Annotated in this window: 21 protein-coding genes; 8 read left to right on the forward strand and 13 right to left on the reverse strand. The window is 36.4% G+C overall.

The window, feature by feature from the left end:
• Nucleotides 1-86: 86 nt before the first annotated feature.
• The 5 genes from ULVI_RS10395 (at nucleotide 87) to ULVI_RS10415 (ending at nucleotide 5,788) form a co-directional block, all read left to right on the forward strand.
• A complete protein-coding gene (locus ULVI_RS10395; protein ID WP_068592482.1) occupies nucleotides 87-1,511 on the forward strand; it encodes an ATP-dependent DNA helicase in 1,425 nt (474 codons plus the stop codon).
• A 5-nt stretch (nucleotides 1,512-1,516) separates the two neighbouring features.
• Nucleotides 1,517-2,095 (forward strand): DUF4126 domain-containing protein, encoded by a 579-nt coding sequence (locus tag ULVI_RS10400; protein WP_068592485.1) that lies wholly within the window; start codon nucleotides 1,517-1,519, stop codon nucleotides 2,093-2,095.
• 100 nt (nucleotides 2,096-2,195) lie between these two features.
• Entirely contained in the window at nucleotides 2,196-4,028 is a 1,833-nt protein-coding gene (gene kdsB, locus ULVI_RS15795) for a 3-deoxy-manno-octulosonate cytidylyltransferase (protein ID WP_394330940.1), read from the forward strand.
• Between the two features lie 17 nt (nucleotides 4,029-4,045).
• Entirely contained in the window at nucleotides 4,046-4,582 is a 537-nt protein-coding gene (locus ULVI_RS10410) for a 1-acyl-sn-glycerol-3-phosphate acyltransferase (RefSeq protein ID WP_068592487.1), read from the forward strand.
• Between the two features lie 180 nt (nucleotides 4,583-4,762).
• The gene (locus ULVI_RS10415; protein WP_068592489.1) at nucleotides 4,763-5,788 is read left to right on the forward strand and encodes a hypothetical protein; all 1,026 of its coding nucleotides are present in this window, start codon (nucleotides 4,763-4,765) and stop codon (nucleotides 5,786-5,788) included.
• Nucleotides 5,789-5,863: 75 nt separating this feature from the next.
• On the opposite strand, the gene ULVI_RS10420 is transcribed toward ULVI_RS10415, so the two are convergent.
• The 8 genes from ULVI_RS10420 to thrA form a co-directional block, all read right to left on the reverse strand.
• Entirely contained in the window at nucleotides 5,864-6,586 is a 723-nt protein-coding gene (locus tag ULVI_RS10420; protein ID WP_068592491.1) for a YebC/PmpR family DNA-binding transcriptional regulator, read from the reverse strand.
• 133 nt (nucleotides 6,587-6,719) lie between these two features.
• The gene (locus ULVI_RS10425; protein WP_068592493.1) at nucleotides 6,720-7,001 is read right to left on the reverse strand and encodes a 4a-hydroxytetrahydrobiopterin dehydratase; all 282 of its coding nucleotides are present in this window, start codon (nucleotides 6,999-7,001) and stop codon (nucleotides 6,720-6,722) included.
• Nucleotides 7,002-7,005: 4 nt separating this feature from the next.
• Nucleotides 7,006-7,866: a sugar nucleotide-binding protein gene (locus ULVI_RS10430; RefSeq protein ID WP_068592495.1), complete on the reverse strand. Its 861-nt coding sequence runs from the start codon at nucleotides 7,864-7,866 to the stop codon at nucleotides 7,006-7,008.
• Nucleotides 7,867-7,884: 18 nt separating this feature from the next.
• Nucleotides 7,885-8,799, reverse strand: coding sequence for a glutaminase (locus tag ULVI_RS10435; RefSeq protein WP_068592497.1), 915 nt, complete (start codon nucleotides 8,797-8,799; stop codon nucleotides 7,885-7,887).
• Between the two features lie 74 nt (nucleotides 8,800-8,873).
• Complete coding sequence (gene gcvT, locus ULVI_RS10440) at nucleotides 8,874-9,956, reverse strand: glycine cleavage system aminomethyltransferase GcvT (protein WP_068592498.1); 1,083 nt, start codon at nucleotides 9,954-9,956, stop codon at nucleotides 8,874-8,876.
• Between the two features lie 47 nt (nucleotides 9,957-10,003).
• On the reverse strand, nucleotides 10,004-11,305 hold the full coding sequence (thrC, locus tag ULVI_RS10445) for a threonine synthase (protein ID WP_068592499.1): 1,302 nt from the start codon (nucleotides 11,303-11,305) through the stop codon (nucleotides 10,004-10,006).
• Between the two features lie 35 nt (nucleotides 11,306-11,340).
• Entirely contained in the window at nucleotides 11,341-12,285 is a 945-nt protein-coding gene (locus ULVI_RS10450; protein ID WP_068592500.1) for a homoserine kinase, read from the reverse strand.
• Nucleotides 12,286-12,353: 68 nt separating this feature from the next.
• Nucleotides 12,354-14,795 carry a bifunctional aspartate kinase/homoserine dehydrogenase I gene (gene thrA / locus ULVI_RS10455; RefSeq protein WP_068592501.1) on the reverse strand — a complete coding sequence of 814 codons (2,442 nt, stop codon included), beginning with the start codon at nucleotides 14,793-14,795 and terminating at the stop codon, nucleotides 12,354-12,356.
• Between the two features lie 285 nt (nucleotides 14,796-15,080).
• On the opposite strand from thrA, the gene ULVI_RS10460 reads away from it, so the two are divergent.
• Complete coding sequence (locus ULVI_RS10460; protein WP_068592503.1) at nucleotides 15,081-16,622, forward strand: bifunctional ADP-dependent NAD(P)H-hydrate dehydratase/NAD(P)H-hydrate epimerase; 1,542 nt, start codon at nucleotides 15,081-15,083, stop codon at nucleotides 16,620-16,622.
• A gap of 33 nt (nucleotides 16,623-16,655) precedes the next feature.
• Here the strand turns inward: ULVI_RS10460 and ULVI_RS10465 are convergent, their stop codons facing one another.
• Genes ULVI_RS10465 through ULVI_RS10475 form a run of 3 tightly spaced genes read right to left on the reverse strand, consistent with a single transcriptional unit; the run spans nucleotide 16,656 to nucleotide 19,110 of the window.
• Entirely contained in the window at nucleotides 16,656-17,021 is a 366-nt protein-coding gene (locus tag ULVI_RS10465) for a DUF2200 domain-containing protein (protein WP_068592505.1), read from the reverse strand.
• A gap of 56 nt (nucleotides 17,022-17,077) precedes the next feature.
• The gene (locus ULVI_RS10470; RefSeq protein WP_068592507.1) at nucleotides 17,078-17,725 is read right to left on the reverse strand and encodes a hypothetical protein; all 648 of its coding nucleotides are present in this window, start codon (nucleotides 17,723-17,725) and stop codon (nucleotides 17,078-17,080) included.
• A gap of 17 nt (nucleotides 17,726-17,742) precedes the next feature.
• On the reverse strand, nucleotides 17,743-19,110 hold the full coding sequence (locus tag ULVI_RS10475; protein ID WP_068592509.1) for a TlpA family protein disulfide reductase: 1,368 nt from the start codon (nucleotides 19,108-19,110) through the stop codon (nucleotides 17,743-17,745).
• Between the two features lie 99 nt (nucleotides 19,111-19,209).
• Between ULVI_RS10475 and hutH the strand changes: the two genes are divergently transcribed.
• A complete protein-coding gene (gene hutH, locus ULVI_RS10480; RefSeq protein ID WP_068592511.1) occupies nucleotides 19,210-20,721 on the forward strand; it encodes a histidine ammonia-lyase in 1,512 nt (503 codons plus the stop codon).
• Between the two features lie 5 nt (nucleotides 20,722-20,726).
• Nucleotides 20,727-21,617: a T9SS type A sorting domain-containing protein gene (locus ULVI_RS10485; protein WP_068592513.1), complete on the forward strand. Its 891-nt coding sequence runs from the start codon at nucleotides 20,727-20,729 to the stop codon at nucleotides 21,615-21,617.
• A 14-nt stretch (nucleotides 21,618-21,631) separates the two neighbouring features.
• On the opposite strand, the gene ULVI_RS10490 is transcribed toward ULVI_RS10485, so the two are convergent.
• Both ULVI_RS10490 and ULVI_RS10495 read right to left on the reverse strand, forming a co-directional pair.
• Nucleotides 21,632-22,009, reverse strand: a complete 378-nt coding sequence (locus tag ULVI_RS10490; protein WP_068592515.1) for a hypothetical protein — start codon at nucleotides 22,007-22,009, stop codon at nucleotides 21,632-21,634.
• 215 nt (nucleotides 22,010-22,224) lie between these two features.
• Nucleotides 22,225-24,780 carry an ATP-dependent Clp protease ATP-binding subunit gene (locus ULVI_RS10495; RefSeq protein WP_068592518.1) on the reverse strand — a complete coding sequence of 852 codons (2,556 nt, stop codon included), beginning with the start codon at nucleotides 24,778-24,780 and terminating at the stop codon, nucleotides 22,225-22,227.
• Between the last annotated feature and the right edge of the window lie 12 nt (nucleotides 24,781-24,792).

Consider the following 24,792-nt stretch of genomic DNA (forward strand, 5'->3'; position numbering starts at 1 on the left):
GCAAATCTACAATTTTTTTTTGTTCGTTAAAGTATATTCTGAAAAAATCATAGCTATCTTTAAACCCACTTAGTAACCTTCGATACATGGATGTACCACATTTTTATAGCCTTTTAAAATCTGACTTCCCATTTAACACAACTGCAAAACAAGACATTACGCTTCAATTATTAGCTGCTTTTGTCTTGAATGATGTAGCAAATGAGACCTTTTTACTAAAAGGTTATGCGGGTACTGGAAAAACAACAATTGTAGGAACCCTAGTGAAAAACCTCTGGAAAGTAAAACAATCACCTGTTTTATTAGCCCCTACGGGTAGAGCAGCTAAGGTAATTAGTAATTATTCTAACAAGGAAGCGTTTACAATTCATAAGAAAATATATTTCCCAAAAGGAGAAAAGGGAGGTGGTGTTTCGTTCACACTTCAGAAAAACAAGCATAGAAATACAATATTTATCGTCGATGAAGCTTCTATGATCCCGGATATTAATCAAGACGCAAAACTATTTGAGAATGGTTCATTACTAGATGACCTTATGGAATACGTATATTCTGGACACAATTGTAAATTATTACTTATAGGAGATACTGCACAATTGCCTCCTATAAAATTAGATATTAGTCCAGCTCTAGATGCCCGAACGCTCGAAAATCATTATAATAAAGAGGTTGTTTCTATAGAGCTCGATGAAGTAGTGCGGCAAGAAAGAGAAAGTGGTATTCTTATAAATGCTACTAAATTAAGAGAACATCTTGACGAGGGCTTTTACGACACGTTTAAGTTTTCTGAACTACCTTATACAGATGTAATTCGCCCGTTAGATGGCAACGAGTTGTTAGAAGCAATTAGCGATTCGTATCACCAACTAGGAAACGAAGACACCGTAATTATTGTTAGATCTAATAAAAGAGCCAATCTGTACAATCAGAACATTCGTAATCGTATTCTATTTCAAGAAGAAGAATTGGCTGCAGGAGATTATCTAATGGTGGTAAAAAACAATTATTTCTGGGTAAAAACTACCAGTGAAGCTGGGTTTATTGCCAATGGTGATATTATAAAAATTTTAGAGATCTTCGGAATTAAAGAGCTCTACGGATTTAAATTTGCTGAAGTACAAGTACAAATGGTGGATTATCCAGATATGAAGCCGTTTGAAACAGTATTACTTTTAGATACTCTTACTTCGGAAACACCTTCGCTGCCGTATGAAGATTCCAACCGTTTGTATCAAGAAGTGATGAAAGATTACGCAGATGAAAAATCAAAATATAAAAAGTTCATGGCGGTAAAAAAGAACAAATACTTTAATGCGCTACAAGTAAAATTCTCATACGCTATTACGTGTCATAAATCTCAAGGAGGACAATGGAATACCGTTTTTGTTGAGCAGCCTTATTTACCTAACGGAATCGATAAAGAATACTTAAGGTGGTTGTATACAGCCATTACCCGAGCAAAAGAAAAATTATACCTCATTGGTTTTAAGAATGAGTTTTTTGTAGATTAGTGGCAATGGATACCTTTTCAGTTTTAATCAGTTTATTTTTAGGCATTGGTCTTGCGGCTTCTGCAGGTTTTCGAGTGTTTCTTCCTTTACTTGCTTTAAGCATTGCTGGATATTACGAATACATTCCGCTAACGGAAAATTGGGAATGGATAGGAAGTTTAACAGCAATTATTACTTTAGCTGCTGCCACATTCCTTGAAATATTCGGGTACTACATTCCATGGTTCGATAATTTATTAGATACGATTGCCTTACCATTAGCAACGGTAGCGGGCACTATTGTTATAGTAGCGACTGTTGCCGATATGGATCCAGTTGTAACCTGGGCTTTGGCCATTATCGCTGGAGGGGGTACTGCATCAGCAATAAAAGGGAATGCAGCGGCATTACGGGTAGGGTCGACCGCAACAACTGGTGGTATTGCAAACCCTTTAGTAACAACTGTAGAAACAGGAACTGCAACGATTATGTCTGTTGCATCAATTTTTATACCCATAGTCGCATTTATAGTTGTACTTCTATTATTTTATGGAATCTTTAGATTTTATAAAAAGCTTCGGAAAAAGCCATCGCCACGTCCTTGATCTTTTATATTTTTGACAACTTTCAGAAAAAAGGAAACGATAATGAGGAAGCAACCAAAAGTCGTTTTCGGTATCTAATTAATAAGTCCTCACAGATTCTATGAAAATAATAGCTATGATTCCCGCGCGTTACGGCGCATCGAGATTTCCCGGAAAATTAATGCAAGACCTTGGTGGTAAGACAGTTATTGTGCGTACCTATGAGGCTGCAAAAGCAACCGAACTTTTTGATGAAGTGTATGTGGTAACCGATAGTGACGTAATTTTTCAAGAAATAGAAATGAATGGGGGAAAAGCAATCATGAGCGTAAAAACACATGATTGTGGAAGTGATCGTATTGCAGAAGCGGTCGAAAATATGGATGTTGATATTGTGGTGAATGTTCAAGGGGACGAACCTTTTACTAGTAAGGAAGGTTTAGAGCAGGTGTTGCGTGTCTTTGATGGTCCAGACGCAGAAAAGATTGATCTTGCTTCACTAATGACCGAAATTCACGACTGGAAGGAGATTAGCGACCCTAACTGTGTAAAAGTGATAGTAGATAAAGATAATTTTGCACAGTATTTTTCACGCTCTCCAATTCCATATCCAAGAGATAAAAATGCTGCAGTTCAATACTATAAACATAAAGGGATTTACGCTTTTAGAAAACAAGCAATTTTAGATTTCTATAGATTACCAATGCGATCTTTGGAAGCTGCAGAAAAGATTGAATGCATTCGGTATTTAGAATATGGTAAAAATATTAAAATGGCAATATCAAACACACAAGGAATAGAAATAGATACGCCAGAAGATCTAGTGCGTGCGAATAAAATATTAAAAGAAGAAAAAAGAGAAACGGTTAATAATAAATACAGAAATTTTCCAATGGTGCCAAAAGTGGTATTCGGACAGGGAAGTTTCGACCAACTTTCTTCAATCTTAAACCCACAACGAAAAGATAAAGCTCCTTTTATATTCTTAGTGGATGACGTTTTTAAAGAGAATAAAATCTTTGTCGATCGTATAAACTTGAGGTTTAATGATAAATTAATTTTTATCTCAGCAGACGAAGAGCCAAAAACATCTCAAGTAGATCAGATTGTTAAAGAGATTAAAGAAGAGTTTACCTATAAACCTTCGGGAATTGTTGGTGTTGGTGGAGGCACAATTCTAGACTTGACCAAAGCTGTAGCAATTATGTTAACTAATAAGGGAAGTGCTTCCGACTATCAAGGTTGGGATCTCGTTAAAACTAAGGCGGTTTATCATGTTGGAGTTCCAACAATCTCAGGTACTGGTGCAGAAGTGTCGAGAACTACGGTTCTTACAGGACCCGTTAGAAAACTAGGGATTAATAGTGATTTTACACCATTCGATCAAGTTATCTTAGACCCAAATCTAACGATAGGTGTTCCTAAAAATCAATGGTTTTACACGGGAATGGATTGCTTTATTCATTGTGTTGAATCTTTAAACGGAACTTTTTTAAATGCCTTTAGTCAAAGCTATGGTGAGAAAGCATACGATCTCTGTATGGAAATATTTTTAGAAGATGAAAATCTATCTGAAGAAGAATCAAGAGGAAAATTAATGATGGCTTCATGGCACGGAGGAATGAGCATCGCGTACTCTCAAGTTGGTGTCGCACATGCTATGAGTTATGGACTTTCTTATGTATTAGGAACTAAGCACGGTATTGGAAACTGCATCGTTTTCGATCATTTAGAAGAATTTTACCCTAAAGATGTTGCATTGTTTAAAAAGATGGTCGACAAATTTAATATTACAATACCAAAAGGACTCTGTAGTAATCTTACCGAAAATCAAATAAATACGATGATCGATATCGCCCTTAGTCTTGTCCCCCTTTGGGAGAATGCCTTAGGAGATAATTGGGAAACTATTATGACTCGTGATAAATTGAAACAGCTATATTTAAAAATGTAATTGGATAATTACATTATATGGGCTTCACAAAATTTTTATATACTACAGTCTTTGGTTGGAAAATCAACGGTGATTTTGATCGTGCTATAAAGCGGTCTGTATTAATTTGTGCGCCTCATACCAGTTATCAAGATTTTCTTATTTCGATTGCGGCAAGAAGAATCTTAAAAGTGGAGATTAACTTTGTTGGGAAAAAAGAATTATTTACCGGTGCTTTTGGATGGTTCTTTAAATGGATGGGGGGAGCACCGTTAAATCGGGGTACTTCAGAAAATAAAGTTGAAGCTATTTCAAAAGTAATTCAAGCACACGATGAGTTTCGACTTGCAATCGCTCCCGAAGGAACCCGAAATAAAGTTGAGAAGTGGAAAACCGGATACTATTATATCGCTATTTCTGCAAATGTTCCAATTATTCCTATAGGTTTCGATTATCCAAATAAAACAATTCATATCGGGAGCGCATTCTACCCAACAGGAAACATTCAAAACGACGAAAACACCTTGAAAAGTTTCTATAAAGGAATCATCGGAAAATTTCCCGATAAATGTTAATTCTAGCTACGAGAATTTAACAGAAATTTAGATTAATATCTTGTTAATAGAAATCACCTTGTGTTTCCGTAACACTTTGTTAATCAGATATGTGTTGTTAAATGTTAGTTAAGTGTTTTTTAGGTTTTTCAAAGTTGTTCTACTTATTCCTATCTATGTAGAAATAAAAAAAACAAACTTATGAAATCAATTAAATTTTTAGCAATGGCTGCAATCGTATCATTTGGTATGGTGTCTTGTAGCGACGATGATGATAACGGTGGCGAAATTCCATCTGAAGATCTTAGAGTAGAACTGTATGCTTCTAGTAATACCGATGGAAATGTTACTAAGTACGATATGAGTGATATGAGCAATACCACTTCAGAAATGTTTGTAACATTATCAACCGATTCTGAAGGTCTATATTATGATGATGACACTAACGAGTTAACATTGTCTTCAAGAGCCCCATTACAATTAAATACGTACGCAAATATTGATGCAGCAACAGATGGTGTTACATTAAATGCTACTATTAGTTCTTCACCAGTTTTATTAAGTCCTAGAGATTTAGCAGTAAACGACGACATTTATGTTGTGTCCGATAATGCAGATGTAGATGGTGATACTACTACGAATGATGGAAGATTATTTGTATTTGTAAAAGGAGATAACGGGTTTACACTTCGTAATACTGTAACAGTAGATTTTGCAGTATGGGGTATTGAATTTGTTGGAAATAACCTGTATGCAGTTGTAGATAAAACAAATCAATTAGCAGTATTTACTAACTTTAGTGCATCAAATACTACAGACGCTACAGTAGCTGCAAGTAAAACGATTACAGTAGAAGGTATTGTTAGAACTCATGGTATTGGATACGATGATGGTACAATGATCTTAACTGATATTGGTGATGCAGCAGTAGATAACGATGGAGGTTTCCATATTATAACCGATTTCGACTCTAAATTCTCTGGCGTTGCAGATGGTGGAACATTAGCGGTTAGCGATCAAGTTCGAGTTGCAGGAAGTAATACTTTTTTAGGAAATCCTATTTCGGCTGAATTTGATTCAGATACTAATACTGTTTTTATTGCTGAAAGAGCAAATGGAGGAGGAAGAGTACTTGCTTTTACCAATGCTGATGCAGGCGGTAATATTGCACCTAGTGTAAATAATACATTAAGCGGTGCATCTTCATTGTATTTTTACAGTGAATAAGTTCATACGAAACACTTAACTTAAAAGCCCTTTTCATTTCTGAAAAGGGCTTTTTTATTATATAAAATTTAGACGTTATTCGTCAGCGGTTTCTTCCATCGTGTGATATACGTTTTGAACATCATCGTCTTCTTCTAATTTCTCTAAAAGTTTCTCTACATCGGCAGCTTCTTCCGAAGTAAGCTTCTTAGTTACTTGAGGAATTCGCTCGAAACCTGAAGATAAGATCTCAATGTTATTTTCTTCTAAATACGCTTGAATGGCACCAAAACTTTCAAAAGGAGCGTAAATAAGAACTCCATCATCATCTTCGAAAATTTCTTCTACACCGTGATCGATAAGTTCTAACTCTAGTTCTTCCAATTCAATTCCTTCTCCATTAATTCTGAAATTACAGGTATGGTCGAACATAAATACGGTAGACCCAGATGTTCCTAAGCTTCCGTCTGTTTTATTAAAGTACGAACGTACATTAGCAACGGTTCGTGTGTTATTGTCGGTAGCTGTTTCAATAAGAATAGCAATTCCATGTTGCGCGTAGCCTTCAAACAAAACTTCTTTAAAATCTCCTAACGATTTATCGCTGGCGCGTTTAATTGCACGTTCAACGTTATCTTTAGGCATGTTTACCGCCTTGGCATTTTGAATTACAGCACGTAATCGGGCATTCGAATCGGGATCTGGTCCTCCTTCTTTTACTGCCATTACAATATCTTTTCCAATACGTGTAAACGCTTTCGACATCGCCGACCAACGTTTCATTTTTCTCGCTTTTCTAAATTCAAAAGCTCTTCCCATAATTCAAATTTGTTTAGTATGGCTTTCCGAAGAAACCCTTTATTCTTTAATAAATTAGTGCAACCCAAATATAAAAAATCCTACCTATACCCGCTAAAATTTAAAAAATGATTTTAGCAGCTCTTTTAGGAAGTTACCCCATTAGATTGTCTATTGTTTTGGCTAGTTCGAAATCCTTCTCAGTAACTCCATCTGCATCATGTGTGGAAAGACTAATGCTTACCGTATTATACACATTCGACCAGTCTGGATGATGTTGTAGTCGCTCTGCTTCAAACGCAATGCGAGTCATCATGGTAAAGGCCTCTTTAAAGTTTTCAAATTCAAAGGCGGTGTGAATGCTATTTTCAAAATATTCCCAACCTTCAAAATCTTTCAGTTTTTCGTTAATTTCTTTCTCTGTAAATGCTTTCATAATTTTAATTTCTAAATGTTGTAATTTCCTCTGGTAATGTACTGTCTTCAATTACTTCGGAAACTGTAATTGTATACGGATCGGGTAAGGGATTTATTTTTGAAAGTATCGCCGCATACCGATCGTCATTACTAGTAAATACGCTCTTAAAGATAGGCATTTTAGTATTCATAGTAGAAGCGATCTCCCGAAACAGGTCTTCATGATGCGTCATGTCGCTGCTTGCTAAGTGAAAAATTCCCGACAGTCGTTTGTTTAAAATATAGTGAATTTGCTGTGCAATTTTTTGTGCCGTAGTTACCGAAATAATAACATTAGGATATACCTCGAATGCCGCTTGATGTTTTATTGCTTCACGAAATTGGATGATCCGAGGGGAATGAATCCCTAAAACCATGGGCAATCGCAATACCGCTGTTTGTGCGGGGATTTCAGTAAGTAAAATTTTTTCTACGGAAGCTTTAAATTTTCCCTCAACACTTTCTGAAACAGGTTTGTCATTTTCATAAGAAGGAAGGTGGTGTCGCGCACTGAAAACACTAGCGGAAGATACATATAATAAGTTGCTGTAATGATGCTGTTGAATGTATTTTGATAGTGTTTTGTATAACTGAAACTGTGCTGCAAAATCTCCGTGAATACAAGAAATTATAAAACTCGGGCGTATTTCCTCGAGAATAGTTTCAATAGTGTCTTCTTCTACACAATAACGATAAAAAACCTGATTCGATTTATAAAAGTCGTTAGGAGTGCAATAGGTTCCATAAACATCAAAATAGGAGGTAAGCTCCTTATAGATCGTATTGCCAATAAATCCACTAGCACCAAGAATTAGAACAATATTTGTACGTGCGGTTGTTTCCATGTAAGACTCCTGTATCCGTTAAAAAATGGATAAATTGGTCGCTGTAGTAAATGCTTCCAAAGCTTTCATGCCTAGATATGAATTCCCTTTCGGATTTAAACCCGGCGACCAACACGTTAACGTAAACTCGTTAGGTAATAGTGCCACAATTCCACCTCCAACACCACTTTTTCCAGGAAGTCCAACCTCGAAAGCAAATTCCCCGGCTTCATCGTAAAACCCACAAGTAAGTAGAATGGCATTTATCCGTTTTATTTGGTTAAGAGTGAGGTATTCACAATTTCGTTGACATTTCCCTCTATTGGCAAACAAATAAAATGAATTTGAAAGCTGCTCACAGGTCATTTCAAGTGAGCATTGATGGAAATAAAAGTCCATTACTGTTTCCACATCGTTGTGAAGATTATCAAACGATTTTAATAAGTTGGCAATTGCATAATTTGTAAAGCCAGTTTTTGCTTCAGATATTGCTACTTTTTCATTGTAGATAATCGATTCGTCATTAGCAATATTACGAACAAATTGTAAAAAATCTTTTTTAGGGTCATCGAGTTCAGATACTAATATATCTGCCATAACAATAGCTCCAGAATTTATTAACGGATTTCTTGGAATTCCTTCTTCTTGTTCTAATAGCGCAAGATAATTAAATGGGTTTCCAGAGGGTTCAACATCCACCCGTTTCCAAACATCATTTCCTATGAGAGACATTGCTTTTCCCAAAGTAAAAACTTTAGAAATACTCTGTATTGAAAAAGATTCATTCCAATCACCTACATAAAAATTATCTCCATGTAATCGGTTTAAATACATTCCAAATTTATCGGGATCTACGTTTTTTAATTCGGGAATATAAGCTGCAACTTCACCGTGATCTTTGGTTTTTTTTAGGTCACTATATATTTTATCTAAAATTTTTTGATATTCAACCATTAATTTACTTTAGGGTGTTTAGTTTACTAGCAATCAAATGTTTAATTATATTTTTTAGACTAGACTAAAATATTTTATGCTTTATAAAATGGAGTTTTTACTACTGTTGCTGGTACGGTGTTTTTCCGAATCTGAATTATGATTTCTGTGCCTGGTTTAGAAAGTGCTGTCGGTACATAACCAAGTCCAATTCCCTTATTAACTGAAGGTGCCATAGTTCCACTTGTTACCTCTCCTATCTTTGTTCCGTCGGCATCAACAATAGCATATCCTTGTCTAGGAATACCACGTTCGTTAAGTTCGAATCCAACTAATTTGCGTTGAACTCCATCTTCTTTTTGTTGTTTCAGATTGTCTGAGTTTACAAAATCTTTGGTGAATTTAGTTACCCATCCTAAACCAGCTTCTAAAGGAGAAGTAGTATCGTCGATGTCGTTTCCGTAGAGGCAATATCCCATTTCAAGTCGAAGCGTATCACGTGCAGCCAATCCAATTGGTTTTATTCCGAATTCAGCTCCTGCTTCCATTACTTTCGTCCAAACTTGTGCTACTTCCGAATTTTTACAATAGATTTCGAAACCGCCACTACCTGTGTATCCCGTAGCACTAATAATAACGTGTTCAATTCCAGCAAAATCAGCTATTTTAAAGGTGTAAAATTTTATTTCTGAAAGATCTACCGAAGTAAGTGACTGCATCGCTTCAATCGCTTTAGGTCCTTGAATGGCAAGGAGTGAATAGTCTTCCGAGAGATTTTTCATGTCAGCACCCACAGTGTTGTTTGCTTGAATCCAATCCCAGTCTTTCTCAATGTTTGAAGCATTTACAACCAACAACCATTTTTCTTCTTCAATGCGATAAATAATAAGGTCGTCAACAATTCCACCTTTTGCATTGGGTAAACAACTATATTGTGCTTGTCCATCTACCAATTTAGAGGCATCGTTGCTGCAAACACGTTGTATGAGCGCCAAAGCGTTAGGTCCTGTGATTAAAAATTCTCCCATGTGGGATACGTCAAATACGCCAACTGCATTTCTTACAGTTTCATGTTCGGCATTAACACCTTCGTAGGATACAGGCATATTATACCCTGCAAAGGGTACCATTTTAGCGCCAAGTTTTTCGTGAATATTGGAGAGTGCTGTGTTTTTCATAGGATAGTATTGGTGAAATTTTAAAGTGCAAAGGTACTATTTACCGATTAAGATTGTAATAAATAGGACTTGAATTCGGTATAGTTTTTAACAGAATGAGCTTTCTTTTTCTTCTTAATTAACTCTTGAATGTGTTTTGGAATTTCTAGTTTTATGCCAGTTGAGTTCTCAACAACATCTAAGAACTTAATTGGGTGGGCTGTTTCGAGAAAAATTCCTTCCTCTTCAGAATTATTTTTTAAGTATTTCTGAAGCCCTAAATAGCCGACGGCACCGTGCGGATCGGCAATATAGTTGTGCTTATCGTATAATTCTTGAATAGCATTTTTTGTTTCCTTATCTGAAAATGAATAGGAGGTAAGTACTTTTGAAAGTGCCTTAAAATCGTTATTAAATAGCTTTTGAATGCGAATAAAATTACTCGGGTCACCAACATCCATTGCATTAGAAATAGTTGCTACGGAAGGTTTTGGAGAATAGGTTCCACTTTCCATAAAAGAAGGAATCACATCATTACTGTTTACGGAAGCCACAAATTGAGCGACCGGCATTCCTAATCGCTGAGCTACCATTCCTGCGCAGATGTTTCCGAAATTTCCGCTAGGTACTGAAAATACTAAAGGTTTAGAAAAATCTTTGCGTTGTTGATATGCGTAGGCAAAATAAAACGATTGCGGCAACCATCGTGCTACATTGATTGAATTTGCCGAAGTTAACGAGCGATTTTTAATAATAGATTCGTCTAGAAATGCTTTTTTAACCATGGCCTGGCAATCATCGAAACTACCTTCAACTTCCAGTGCTGTGATGTTTTGTCCAAGAGTAGTTAATTGCTTTTCCTGAATATCGCTCACTTTTCCGCTAGGATAAAGAATTACCACCTTTACCCCTTCAACTCCCAAAAAGCCATTAGCTACTGCGCCACCAGTGTCACCACTGGTCGCAACCAGTACCGTAACTTCCTTTTTTTCTTTGGAAGTTTCAGAAAAGTACCCGAGACAGCGAGCCATAAAACGCGCGCCTACATCTTTAAAAGCCATGGTTGGACCGTGAAATAACTCTAGGGATGCTATGTTTTCAGTAACTGAAACTAGCGGAAAATCGAATGAAACCGTATCTTGAATGATCTCTTTGAGTGCCGAAGCAGGAATTTCGTTCCCAATAAACTGTTGAATCATTTCGAAGGCGATCTCTTCTTTTGAATAATGCTGTATATCTTCAAAAAACGACTTTGGTAAAGGCTTAATTTGCTCCGGGAAATACAATCCCTTGTCGGGTGCGATTCCTCTAATTACTGCTTCTTTAAAAGAAGTCTGTGGTGCCTCCCCATTTAAACTATAGTATTTCATATCTGTATTATAATTTATACTCGTTTTGTATTTTCTTATTCCTCGTAAACTGAAATAACCCGACTGCCCTTCTCACTCACTTTCGAAACATGTGTATCTATTTTTATTTCTGAAGTTTGGTATAGGGAATTTAGCTTTTCTGAAACAGCATCAGCAATTTCTTCCCCCTTACATAAGGCAAACATTGAAGGTCCCGAACCGCTTATACCAAATCCTAATGCTCCTGTTTGTAATGCGATATTTTTCGCTTTGTCAAACAAGGGAAGAAGCTCCTTTCGATAGGGCTCGATTAACACATCTTTTAAACTTCGAGAGATAAGATTGTAATTGCTCGTGTATAGCCCCGATACAAATCCTGCAAGGTAGCCCGCTTGTTGTATCGCATGTTGTAAAGGCACTACTTTCGGTAATATTTCTCGGGCGTCTTTCGTGTTAATTACTAAATGAGGATGAATAATAGTCACATATAAATTGGCAGGGGTTGGAAGCGAAACCACTTCAAAAGGATCGTATCCTGGAATAAGTGTAAATCCGCCAAAAATTGCGGGTGCAACATTGTCAGCATGTTCATTTCCGCTGGCAACTACTTCTCCTTTCATTCCGAAATACGCAAGTTCCTCAAGTGAAAGCGGATTCTCCAAAAACTGATTGATACCAAATACAACGGCCGCCGCACTCGCCGCACTACCTCCCGTACCGCTTCCGAGGGGAATTCCTTTTTTAATCTGTAGTTCAAATCCAAAGTCTACTTTTAAATATTCCAGCATAGCCAATCCTGCTACTCCAGCAACATTTTTTGAAGCTTCTAATGGAAGAGTTGCTCCAGTAATAGAGGTGATGCGAATGCCATTTTTAGGGACCTTTGTTAAGGTGATTATATCTCCCATTCCTTCAATAGCAAAGCCTAGGACATCGAACCCGCAATTTACATTTGCAACTGTTGCCGGAGAAAAGATAGTGACGGTTTTCTTGCTATTCATTATTTGTTTTTGTTTAAATATCTGCAATTGAATACACTAGTGCGATTGTGATTTTTATTAGTCTTTTATTAGTACGTTCGCATGCGAATAATATCTGAGAACAATCCAGAGGCTGTAACTTCTCCTCCGGCACCTGCGCCCTTAATAATAAGGGGTTGTTCATGATACCGTTTCGTGTAGAACAGGACGATGTTATCTTTTCCTTCAAGATTATAAAAAGGATGTCCTTCTGGGATTTCTTCTAATCCTACACTGGCTTTACCATCTTTCAGTTGCGCTACGTATTTTAATTGCGCCCCTTTTTTTTGAGCTTTCCCTAATATTTTCTGAAAATAAGCTTCGTCCTTTTTAAGGGTTTCATAAAAATGGGAAACAGAACTGCTGTTCAGGTTTTCTTCGGTTAAAAACGGTTTGTTAATTACCTCTTCTAAATTCATCTCCATTCCGCTCTCGCGGGCTAAAATGAGTATTTTTCGAGCGACGTCAATCCCGCTCAGGTCAATACGTGGATCCGGTTCTGTATATCCTTCTGCCTGAGCTTGTTTTACTGTGTCGTGGAATGTTGCTTCTTTCTTAAAATTATTAAATACAAAATTCAAACTTCCTGAAAGTACGGCTTCAATGGAGGTGATCTCATCACCCGATGCCATTAAGTTAGCTAGGGTATCAATAATAGGCAAGCCGGCACCAACGTTAGTCTCAAATAAGAACGGAGCGTTGTATTTTGTAGATAATTCTTTTAGGTTGCGGTAGTTTTCATAATCTGAAGAACATGCGATTTTATTGCAGGCAACCACCGCAATGCTTTGTTTAAGAAACTTAGAGTAACTCGCTGCCACTAAATCGCTTGCCGTAACATCTACAAATATACTGTTGCGTTTGTTTAAAGAAATTGCATTTTTAATAAATACATCCATGTCTGCTAATACCCCCTCAACTTCTAAGAGTGTTTTATGGTCTTTTAAAGAGATTCCATCGGTATTAAAATGCATTTTCCGCGAGTTTGTAATTCCGATCACTCGAATGTTTAAATTGAGTTTCTCCTTTAAATATTGTTTTTGCTGCGTGATCTGATTAATTAATTTGCCACCAACATTACCAACTCCTGCGATGTACAAATTAAGCTGTTTTCGCTGGTCTTCAAAAAATCGCTCGTGCAACGCATTTAATGCTTTCTTTACATCTTTGGAAGCAATAACGGCCGAAATATTCTTTTCACTCGCCCCCTGAGCAATCGCTCGGATGTTTATGTTGTTTTTTCCAAGCGTGCTGAACATTTTACCGCTGATGCCCTGATGGTTCTTCATATTGTCACCCACTAATGCTATTATAGAAAGGTTTGTTTCTACCAATAAGGGTTGCATTTTTTCGAGTTGAATCTCATTTTCAAATTCTGAGTCGATCGCTTGCTTAGCAAAACTTGCTTCATTGTCTAAAATACCTACGCAAATACTGTGTTCACTAGAGGCCTGCGTGATAAGAATTACATTGATCGATTGTTGTGATAGTGTTTCAAATAACCGTTTAGAAATTCCAGGTATGCCTACAATTCCGGTTCCTTCCAGCGTGATTAATGAGATGGAATCTATATTTGTTAATCCGCTAACGGATAAGGTTCGTTCCGTTCCTTCATGGGTAATGAGGGTCCCTGCAGCTTCGGGAGAAAAGGTGTTTTTTATCTGAATAGGAATTCGTCGCAACATCACTGGAACAATCGTTGGAGGATACAGTACTTTGGCTCCAAAATGAGATAATTCCATGGCTTCTTGATACGAAATCGTAGCAATTGGACGGGCTTGTTTTACCAGTTTCGGATTTGCCGTAAACATTCCACTTACATCGGTCCAGATCTGAACTTCGGAAGCTGCAACACCCGCCGCGAGAATGGCCGCTGAATAATCGGACCCGCCTCTTCCAAGCGTAGTGAGTTCTCCTGTTTCAGTAGCAGCTACAAAACCAGGGAGTACTGTGATGCGTTCCGAAGAAGTTTGAAAGTAGGAGGTAATATTAGCGTTAGTTGCGGCATATCGAATGGTTTGTTTTGATTTTCCATTAGAGGTAATAATTAATTCTGTGGCATTCTTTCTATTTACCGATAAGCCTTCCAATTTCATAGCTTCGGTAATAAGCAACGAAGAGCACAATTCTCCATAAGCACATAAGCGATTGGTTGTTTTTTCTGATAGTTCATTAATATAGTATATACCCCTTAACATATCTTCAAGTTCAGAGAGATAGCTATATAGTTTCGAGGTAGTTTCTTCTTCAATCCCAAATGCAGTGGCTACTTCGAGATGTCTTCTTTTAATAGCGTCGAAGACCGAATTAAAACTAGGATCGTTCTTTGAAGCTAACAACCCCGCCTTCAGTAATTGATCTGTAACGCCACCAAATGCAGAAACTACTACGATTAAACGATCTTCCTTCGATGCTTTTTCAACAATAGAGAGAACATTCCGAAGACTTGCAATGGTACCTACAGAAGTACCGCCAAATTTTAAAACACGCATATAATATATTTTGAATCAATAGAATAAATAGAAAGTTTTTCAGAATAGAAAAACATGATACCGACGATATATAAAATTATGACCCCCAAGGGGTACCTGTAGAACAATAAGAATTTTCAACCCAGCAGGAGGTGAGATATAGTTGCGTGGTATGTAAAAGTTTCTTTTTCATAGATGTCTTGTAGTAAATGTATTATTTTTACTGAAAAGAGCCATGTTATAGAAAATTATTTTTAATTTTTTTCTCAAGGTTTATTTTTCAACTTTTAAAATGTCTTTTTATTTATGAAAATTTTTTCTGCTGAACAGTTACATCAAGCCGATAAAGTCACTACCAAAAAACATGAAATTACTTCGTTAGATTTAATGGAGCGTGCTGGTTCACAAATTTTTAATTGGTTGCATCAACGCTTGCAAGGTGCTCCTGTTCCAATTCATATTTTTTGCGGAATTGGGAATAATGGGGGAGATGGTTTGGTTGTAGGAAGACTATTAATTGAAAACGGTTATAGTGTTACGATATACGTTGCAAATTTTACAGACAAACGTTCTAAATGCTTTCTTGTAAATTACGATAAGGTTAAAAGTATAAGCAAGAAATGGCCTGTTTTAATGACTTCGGAAGAAGATTTTCCACAGATTAATAAAAAAGATATCGTGATTGATGCTCTTTTTGGCATTGGTTTAAATCGATCACCAGAGGGCTGGGTAAAGAAACTAATTCAACACATAAATACTTCGGAATCTTTTACACTATCTATCGATATGCCTAGCGGAATGTATGCAGATACGGCAACTGAAGATTTTGATGCGGTGGTAGAAGCGAACCATGTGCTTACATTTCAAGCTCCAAAGTTTTCTTTCTTTTTACCCGAAACTGGAAAATATGCCCCATATTTTGAAGCTTTAGATATTGGACTTGATCCAGAATTTTTACATACTACAGAACCACTAGCGCAATTAATTCTAAAACCACAGGCGCAACAATTTTACAGACAACGAAAAAAATACGATCACAAAGGTACATTTGGTCATGCGCTCATTATAGCGGGAAGCTATGGGAAAATGGGGGCGGCAATACTTTCGTCAAAAGCGGCATTTCGAATAGGAGCGGGGCTTGTTACGTGTTTTGTGCCAGAATGCGGCTATCAGATCGTTCAAACCGCAATACCCGAAGCGATGACACTTACCGATAAGGAGGACGATCTTATCACGAACATTGAATTCGACATTGAAGTTGCAGCCATTGGAGTAGGAATGGGAATCGGTACCAAAAAAGAAACAGTCGCAGCATTACAAAAGCTTTTTTCTGAAGCAAAAGCACCCATGGTGATCGATGCCGATGCTTTAAATTGTATTTCTGAAAATGAATCGCTGCTAAAGGTCCTTCCGAAGCAATCGGTGTTAACTCCACATCCCGGAGAATTAAAACGTCTTATAGGCGATTGGAAAAACGACTTCGATAAAATTGAAAAAACAAAAAAGTTCTCTGAAAAATATGAAGTTGTAGTTCTTATTAAAGGAGCAAATACCATGACTATTTTTGGAGATATGGTGTATATTAATTCGACCGGAAACCCCGGAATGGCAACTGCAGGAAGTGGAGATGTGCTCTCGGGCGTGATCACTGGATTGTTATCGCAAGGATACGATCCGTTGTTAGCCTCGGTTTTTGGAGTATACCTTCATGGTAGCGCAGGAAATATCGTGTCACAACAAATTAGTTTCGAAGCAGTGATGGCTTCAGATATAGCCGATACGCTTGGAGATGCGTATATTGAACTGTTTGCTAAAGACCCAGTGCCAGGAGGGGAGCAGCAACAATAAATTTAAAGCAATGTGAAAAATAAGATGGATAAACTATTCTGCACGTAGTATTTTTTCCATTTTACGTCCTTTGGCAAGTTCATCTACTAATTTATCTAAATAGCGAACTTGTCTTGTTAACGAATTCTGTAACTCTTCGATGCGATACCCACAGATAACACCTTTAATTAAGTGTGCATTTGGATGCAGTGTAGCATTTTCAAAAAATGTCTTAAAGGTCACTTTGTTATGAATTAATTCGTTGAGTTTTTCTTCATCATATCCAGTGAGCCATTCGATGACTTGATGTAATTCTTCTTGGGTTCTTCCCTTCTTTTCCACTTTAGTGACGTAATGTGGATATACAGAAGAGAAGGTCATTGTAGCAATGCGTTCGTTGTGTTCGGGAGTTGTTTTCATAATTCTTAAATTTTACTACAGGGATCCATTTCTAATTTTGTAGCAATGTGTTGATGTTAGCTCGAATAAAAAGTTTGTGTTTCATTTAAAAGCAATTTATTATTAGTTATAAATGTTTCGATCTTTTTTATAGATTCTTCTTTAAACACGTAGAATAACAATTGACCTGAATAATGAAATGATAATACTGTTTTTAATGTTTCTGAATAAAAGAAATTAAAACCATAATAGTTTCCTTGCACCAAGTTGAAATAATCTGGAAGTAGTTTTTGTAATTCTACTGGATTTGAAACTACAATTCCTCTTTTGTAATTTTCTTTTCCAATATGGGTTTTAAAGTTATGGTATGCTATTTTGGTTTCAGGATGATACGTTGCAATGTCTTCTTGAAACCAAGAAGTTTTAAAAAAAGGAATAAATATAAGTTCACTATTATGCTGTTCAACAAATAACGTTATTACAGTACTTATAAATACTATTTCGTCGGTATCTTGCGGTGCATCAATCACGATTTGAGATAGCAGTTTAAACTCTTGTGTTACAGGTTCGTCTGTAATTTTTTTGAAGGAAATAACTTCCTCATTATATTGCTCTTCATCTTCAGAAATACCGCTATTATTTGGATGTTGCGTATACTGCCAACCAGCTATAAAGGATGCAAATATGGGGTCTTTAAGAGCTTCTTTTCTGCTTATATAATTCATTCTTTGCTATGGCATACTTAAATTAGACCATCTAATAATATCCGTAAATTCGTGTCGGAAGGTCTTGGTGCATCTGCAGATACAATGTTTCCTTCGGGATCTAAAAGAATAAATCTTGGAATTCCTTGAATACCATAATCTTGAACAAATTTAGATTTCCAATTATTATCTGCCAACAATTGAATGCCGCCCAATTCTTTTTCTGAAACCATGCTTTTCCATGTTTCATAGTCTTTAGGCACATCGATCGATATACTTACAAAGGCCACATTTTTGCCAGAATACGCTTCTTCAACTTCTTGTAAGGAAGGGATCTCTCTAATGCATGGTCCACACCAAGTCGCCCAGACATCTATATACACATACTTTCCTTTTAGATCGGTTAATGATGTCGTGCCCCCTTTGTGATTTTCGTAATTAAATTCTGGCGATACATTGCCTCTGGTTAGGGTTTTTAATTTATTATACCGTTCGGTGAGTATTGCAAGATTTTCTTCCGAAGGATTACTATTTTTATATATACTAAATAGTTCTTCTAGTTCATCATCGGATTTTAATCCGAAGCGAAGATAATCGGTCATTAATTTATCTTTCGCAAATCCATCTGGCAAATTAGAGTCGATCGTGGTTAAAAAGCTTTTTGCCGGTCCTAGGGTACTGTCTTTTTTTGTTTTTTGTGCAGCAATCCTACCGTAATGTGTGCTCAAAAGACTTTGATAGGCAACCGAGGATCGAAATAGTGTAGTGTCGCTGTAATTAATGTCTTTTAATTTTTCATAAAATTGAGGAGGTACTGCAAAGTTTTCCTTTTTTGTGAAATGCATATGGTATTCTTCATACGATTCTAGATTGGTAGCATGGGCAAATTTATTTTCGTTTTGCTCCATATTTAGAAATGTTTTATTCTTTATGTTACTCGCTTTTAAAAGACTATCGTAACGTTCATTTTGTGCAGATAATGCTTCAGAAAAAAGAGCAGGCTCCATTTTATATAATGTTTCGAAGTCATTAAATTTTTCATCCATTAAAAACTTAGCGGCTAGATAATTATTTTCAGGAGCAAGAGAACCTCCATAGATAAGACTTTCATCAAACTTAAAAGCATCTAAAGTAACTGTAACGTGCTTTCCTTTTTCAAGGTAGACAGCCGTACGTTCTCTATTAATATAAAGATCGTAATATCCGTTTCTTTCTATATCTAATGTATCGGTAAATTTCCCTTCCGTAGAAATAGGTAATGTAGTTTTAAACCCCTTGCCACTTAATATGGCCTCTTCGGCAACACTATTTTTAATAGTACCATTAAAAATTACATACTCGGGTTGTTTTGGTTGTTCACAAGAGAATATTGTGAGGGTCAATGCCAATAGAAATAAATTTTTCATGGTTGGAGTTTTAGATTCTACTTAAGTTGATAAGGTCTTAGTAAATATAAATAAAACCTAAACAAGAAATTGTATTTTTACGTTCCAAACAATGAAACAATGCAAGATACTCATTATATAAGTACAGAAATTCTTACCCTTACGGCAATTAAGCACATTCGAGAACATGATGTTAAACTTGAACTTTCTGAAGAGGCAATACTTAATATTAAGAAATCGAGAAATTATTTAGCCGAAAAAATAAAGACTAACGATACACCTATCTACGGAATTAATACCGGCTTTGGGTCTCTATGTAATGTAAAAATATCTTCTGAAAACCTCTCGAAGCTTCAAGAAAATTTAGTCATGTCGCATGCTTGTGGTACTGGAGAATATGTGCCAAAACATATTGTGAAGCTCATGTTGCTACTGAAGATTCAATCGCTTAGTTATGGAAATAGTGGGGTGCAACTTGAAACGGTACAACGATTGGTCGACCTTTATAATAACGATATTCTTCCTGTAGTCTATTCACAGGGAAGTTTAGGAGCGTCTGGAGACCTAGCTCCTTTAGCCCATTTGGCCCTTCCGTTATTAGGAAAAGGGGAGGTGTACGTGGAGGATGAAATTATTGCTTCCGAAGAAATTTTAAAAAAATACAATTGGGAGCCTATAGTACTTCAAGCTAAAGAAGGATTGGCGCTACTTAATGGAACACAGTTTATGAGTGCATATGGGGTTTATATTTTACTTCAAAGCTATAAATTGTCATACTTAGCAGATCTTATTGGCGCAGTTTCGGTAGATGCATTCGATTGTAACATGAGTCCTTTTAATCCCTTAGTACACATGGTGCGTCCCCATAGTGGTCAAGTTAGAACAGCCGAGCAAATGCGTACATTTTTAGAAGGAAGTGAGTTGGGAGTTTCAGAAAAAATGAGCGTGCAAGATCCTTATTCGTTTCGTTGCATACCACAGGTTCATGGTGCTACCAAAGACACGATAAATTTTGTGAGTAAAACTTTTAAGACTGAAATTAACTCGGTAACCGATAATCCAAATATTTTTATTGCGGAAGATGAAATAATTTCTGGAGGTAACTTTCATGGACAACCTCTTGCGCTTGCACTAGATTATATGTCAATCGCCATGGCTGAATTAGGGAATATATCTGAACGAAGGACGTATCAATTAGTTTCTGGGTTACGAGGTCTTCCAGATTTTTTAGTTAATAACCCTGGTTTAAATAGTGGATTCATGATTCCACAATACACCGCTGCAAGCATTGTAAGTCAGAACAAACAATTAGCAACTCCCTCTTCGGTAGATTCTATCGTTTCCAGTAACGGACAAGAAGATCATGTGAGCATGGGAGCTAATGGAGCAACAAAATGCCTTCGAGTTATTGAAAATATTGAAACTATTTTAGCTATTGAACTTATGAATGCCTCTCAAGCATTAGCGTTTAGGGCACCTAAAAAATCCTCTCCTTTTGTAGAATCTTTTGTAGCTAGCTTTAGAGAAGCAGTACCCTTTGTAGCTGAAGACAGATTATTAGCAAACGACATTCACGCTGCTATCGGATTTCTTCAGAGCCTTTCTATAGATACCGATTTGATGTTTAATTAATAGTTATGAAAAAACATATTGGATTCGTATTAATAGTTTTATTTTATAGTACAGGAGTTGCTCAAAATTACCGCCCCATGTTTTCTGAATTAAATGAATGGCAGTTTTTGAATTGCTTTCAAGGAGATTGCGATCTTGTAGATACTTATTTCACTGACGGAGATACTATTGTTAATAATAAAAGCTATAAAATTCTTGATGGTCATCATTATATAGCTAGAAATTTTTTATTTCGAGAAGATATTTCCCAAAGAAAAGTTTACCTAACAACTATTATAAATAATTCTTTAAGAGAATACCTTTTATATGACTTTTCTTTAGAGGTGGGGGAGGAAATAGAAATGTTTAATCCTATATCCCCATTTCCAGAAAATGGAGGGATGTTTACTCTTACTAGCATTGAAATACAGCCTTTAACAGACGGAAATTTTTATAAACATTTTTATTTTTCACCATCTCCTGAAAATACAACTAGTTCTTGGAATGCCGTATGGATTGAAGGTGTTGGTTCATTGTCATTAATTAATGCTCCTGGAGGTGAACCAAATTTTGATGGAGTTGGAGCAGTATGTTGTTCATTTGCAGATGGTGAAAATATTTATTCTAACACAGAGCGAATTGAAACTTGTAATCCGAATATATTGGAAGCGGAGGAGGAAGAATTGTTTCCCGAGATAGAAATTTATAATTATGATGGATCCATATATATTAGAAATGCATTAGCTGTTAAACAGCTATCAATTTACGATCTTCAAGGTAGGTCTTTACTGTCTAAAAAATATGATTCTACTTCAACAATAACCATATCTTCTGAAGGTTGGAGAGATAGTGTTTATTTCATGTTGGTAAAAGGCACTAAGAATAAAACGAAAATCTTTAAAATAATCACACGATAGGGCCTGCAAGTATATTATAAGTTGGCACTAAAAATAAGATTACGAGCCCATTCAATAGCTTCGTCGAGGGTTTTAAAGATTTCAAATTCTTTATTTAAAAAATTTTTTTCAAATGTCGCATTGTCTCTCGCCAACACATGTGGAGAAACAACTCCGAAGCCTTTAAGGTTTTTAATGTCGTTGGTCATTATGTAAACACTTGGATCTACCGAATAAGAATGAATTCGATTGGTGATGTAAACAAATGGGGCGTCTTGAAAATGTTCTACTGCATGTTGAATAATTTCATAACTTAAATCATTGGTTAATACAACGCCTTCATTAATCGTTGCAATAACATAAAAATTATGAATTTCGATAATACCGAAATCTACTTGTATTGTTTTATGCACTTGTGGGGATATTAAGTTGAGGCTGTAAATATAGCTTTTTGAATTATAGTTTCAGTTTTCTGAATTTGCTTTTTTCTGAATCTGGTTTTTGAAGGTTATAGTAATTTAAAATTACGTTTTGTTAAAAATAGGGTAATTAGGATAAGGATAAAAAAAGACCGGAAGATAATATATCTCCCAGTCTTATTATATGCATTTTAAAACGAATAAATCTTTTACGACTCGGTCGTTTTCTTTTGCTTTTTAATTTTAATTGTTAATTCGTTCGACTTTTCATCGAGATCCATCGTAATGGTATCTCCTTCTTGAAGATTAGAATTAATAATCTCTTCAGCAAGCGCATCTTCAATATATTTCTGAATCGCCCGTTTTAAAGGTCTTGCTCCATAGTCCTTATCAAATCCTTTGTCGGCAATGTAATCTTTCGCCTTATCGGTTAATTTAAGATCGTATCCAAGATCTTTAATTCTAAGAAACAATTGATCTAACTCGATATCGATAATTTTATGAATGTCTTCTCGTTCTAGTGGATTAAACACCATAACATCATCTACACGATTTAAGAATTCGGGAGCAAATGCTTTTTTCAAGGCATTTTCGATAATACTTTTTGCATTCGCATCTACTTGACTTGCTCTTGCGGTAGTACCAAAACCAACCCCTTGTCCGAAATCTTTCAATTTACGAGCTCCTATGTTCGAGGTCATTATAATAATTGTATTTCTAAAATCGATCTTACGACCTAAACTGTCTGTTAAATACCCATCATCCAACACTTGTAATAACATATTAAAAACGTCGGGATGTGCTTTTTCGATCTCATCCAATAATACAACAGCATAAGGCTTGCGTCGAATTTTTTCGGTTAATTGTCCTCCTTCTTCATACCCAACATATCCTGGAGGTGCTCCAACCAATCTTGAAATAGCAAATTTCTCCATGTACTCACTCATGTCGATACGTACTAACGCACTTTCAGAATCAAACAATTCTCTCGCTAAAACTTTTGCAAGTTGTGTTTTACCTACACCTGTTTGACCTAAGAAAATAAAAGAACCAATGGGTTTGTTAGGGTCTTTTAATCCAGCACGATTTCGTTGCATGGCTTTTACCACTTTCGAAACAGCTTCATCTTGACCAATCACTTTTCCCTTAATAAGTTGGGGTAATTCTGCTAATTTATTGCTTTCGGTTTGAGCAATTCTATTCACAGGAACTCCTGTCATCATAGAAACTACCTCCGCTACATTTTCTTCACTAACGGTTTCTTTGTGTTCTTTAGCGTCGGCTTCCCAAGCTTCTTGGGCAGTTGCTAATTCTTTTTCTAGATTCTTTTCGTCATCTCTAAGTTTAGCCGCTTCTTCGTATTTCTGTTTTTTCACAACAGAATTTTTAAGCTCGCGAACTTCTTCTAGTTTTCCTTCGATCTCTAAAATTTTGGCCGGTACATGAATATTTGTTATGTGTACACGCGACCCTGCTTCGTCTAAAGCGTCGATAGCCTTGTCTGGAAGAAAACGTTCTGTCATATATCGATTCGTTAACTTCACACATGCTTTTAATGCTTCGTCTGTATATTGAACATTATGGTGCGTTTCGTACTTATCTTTTATATTTTGAAGTATCTCAATAGTTTCCTCTACCGAAGTAGGTTCTACCAATACCTTCTGAAAACGTCGTTCTAAAGCACCATCTTTTTCGATATACTGTCGGTATTCATCTAAAGTGGTTGCCCCGATGCATTGAATTTCTCCACGTGCTAAAGCAGGCTTGAACATGTTTGAAGCATCCAGTGATCCAGTTGCTCCACCAGCTCCAACGATGGTGTGTATTTCATCAATAAAGAGGATGATATCATCGTTCTTTTCAAGTTCATTCATCACCGCTTTCATGCGTTCTTCGAACTGACCTCTGTATTTTGTACCTGCTACAAGGCTTGCAAGATCTAACGTTACCACACGTTTATCGTAAAGAATACGAGAAACTTTTCGTTGAACGATTCGTAGTGCCAGTCCTTCCGCAATAGCCGATTTACCCACTCCGGGCTCACCAATAAGTAGCGGGTTGTTCTTTTTTCTACGGCTAAGGATTTGAGAAACGCGTTGTATTTCTGCTTCACGTCCTACTACTGGATCTAGTTTTCCGTCTTCAGCTTGTGCGGTAAGGTCTCTTCCGAAGTTATCTAATACAGGAGTCTTCGATTTCTTGTTAGTTTTGCCTCCTGTGGAGCTAGCAAAAAGATTGTCTTTGTTAGCATCTTCACCGCCTGTGTCATCGTCGTTTGAAAAAGACTCAGCCGATGGGCTGTCTATATAATCATCATCGTTTGCAATCATAAGTTTAAATTGATCTTTAACACCGTCGTAATCTACTTTCATTTTATTTAAAAGCTTTGTAGTAGGGTCGTTTTCATTTCGAAGAATACACAACAACAAATGTGCAGTATTAATCGAAGAACTCTGAAACAATTTCGCTTCTAAAAATGTTGTTTTTAAAGCGCGTTCAGCCTGACGAGTTAAATGTAAGTTCTTTTTATCGTTTGTCCCAATACCACCGCTAGGGTTGGCAGGGCTTAGTATTTCTACTTTTCTACGTAAATGATTTAAATCTACATCCAGCGCATTTAAAATTGTTACTGCTTTGCCGTTACCATCACGTAAGAGCCCCAACATTAAATGTTCGGTGCCTATAAAATCGTGACCTAACCGCAAGGCTTCTTCTTTGCTGTAAGCGATTACATCTTTTACTCTGGGGGAAAAATTATCATCCATAAGGTAAGTTCC

It is taken from the genome of Cochleicola gelatinilyticus, assembly GCF_001637325.1.
GTDB classification, from domain to species: domain Bacteria; phylum Bacteroidota; class Bacteroidia; order Flavobacteriales; family Flavobacteriaceae; genus Cochleicola; species Cochleicola gelatinilyticus.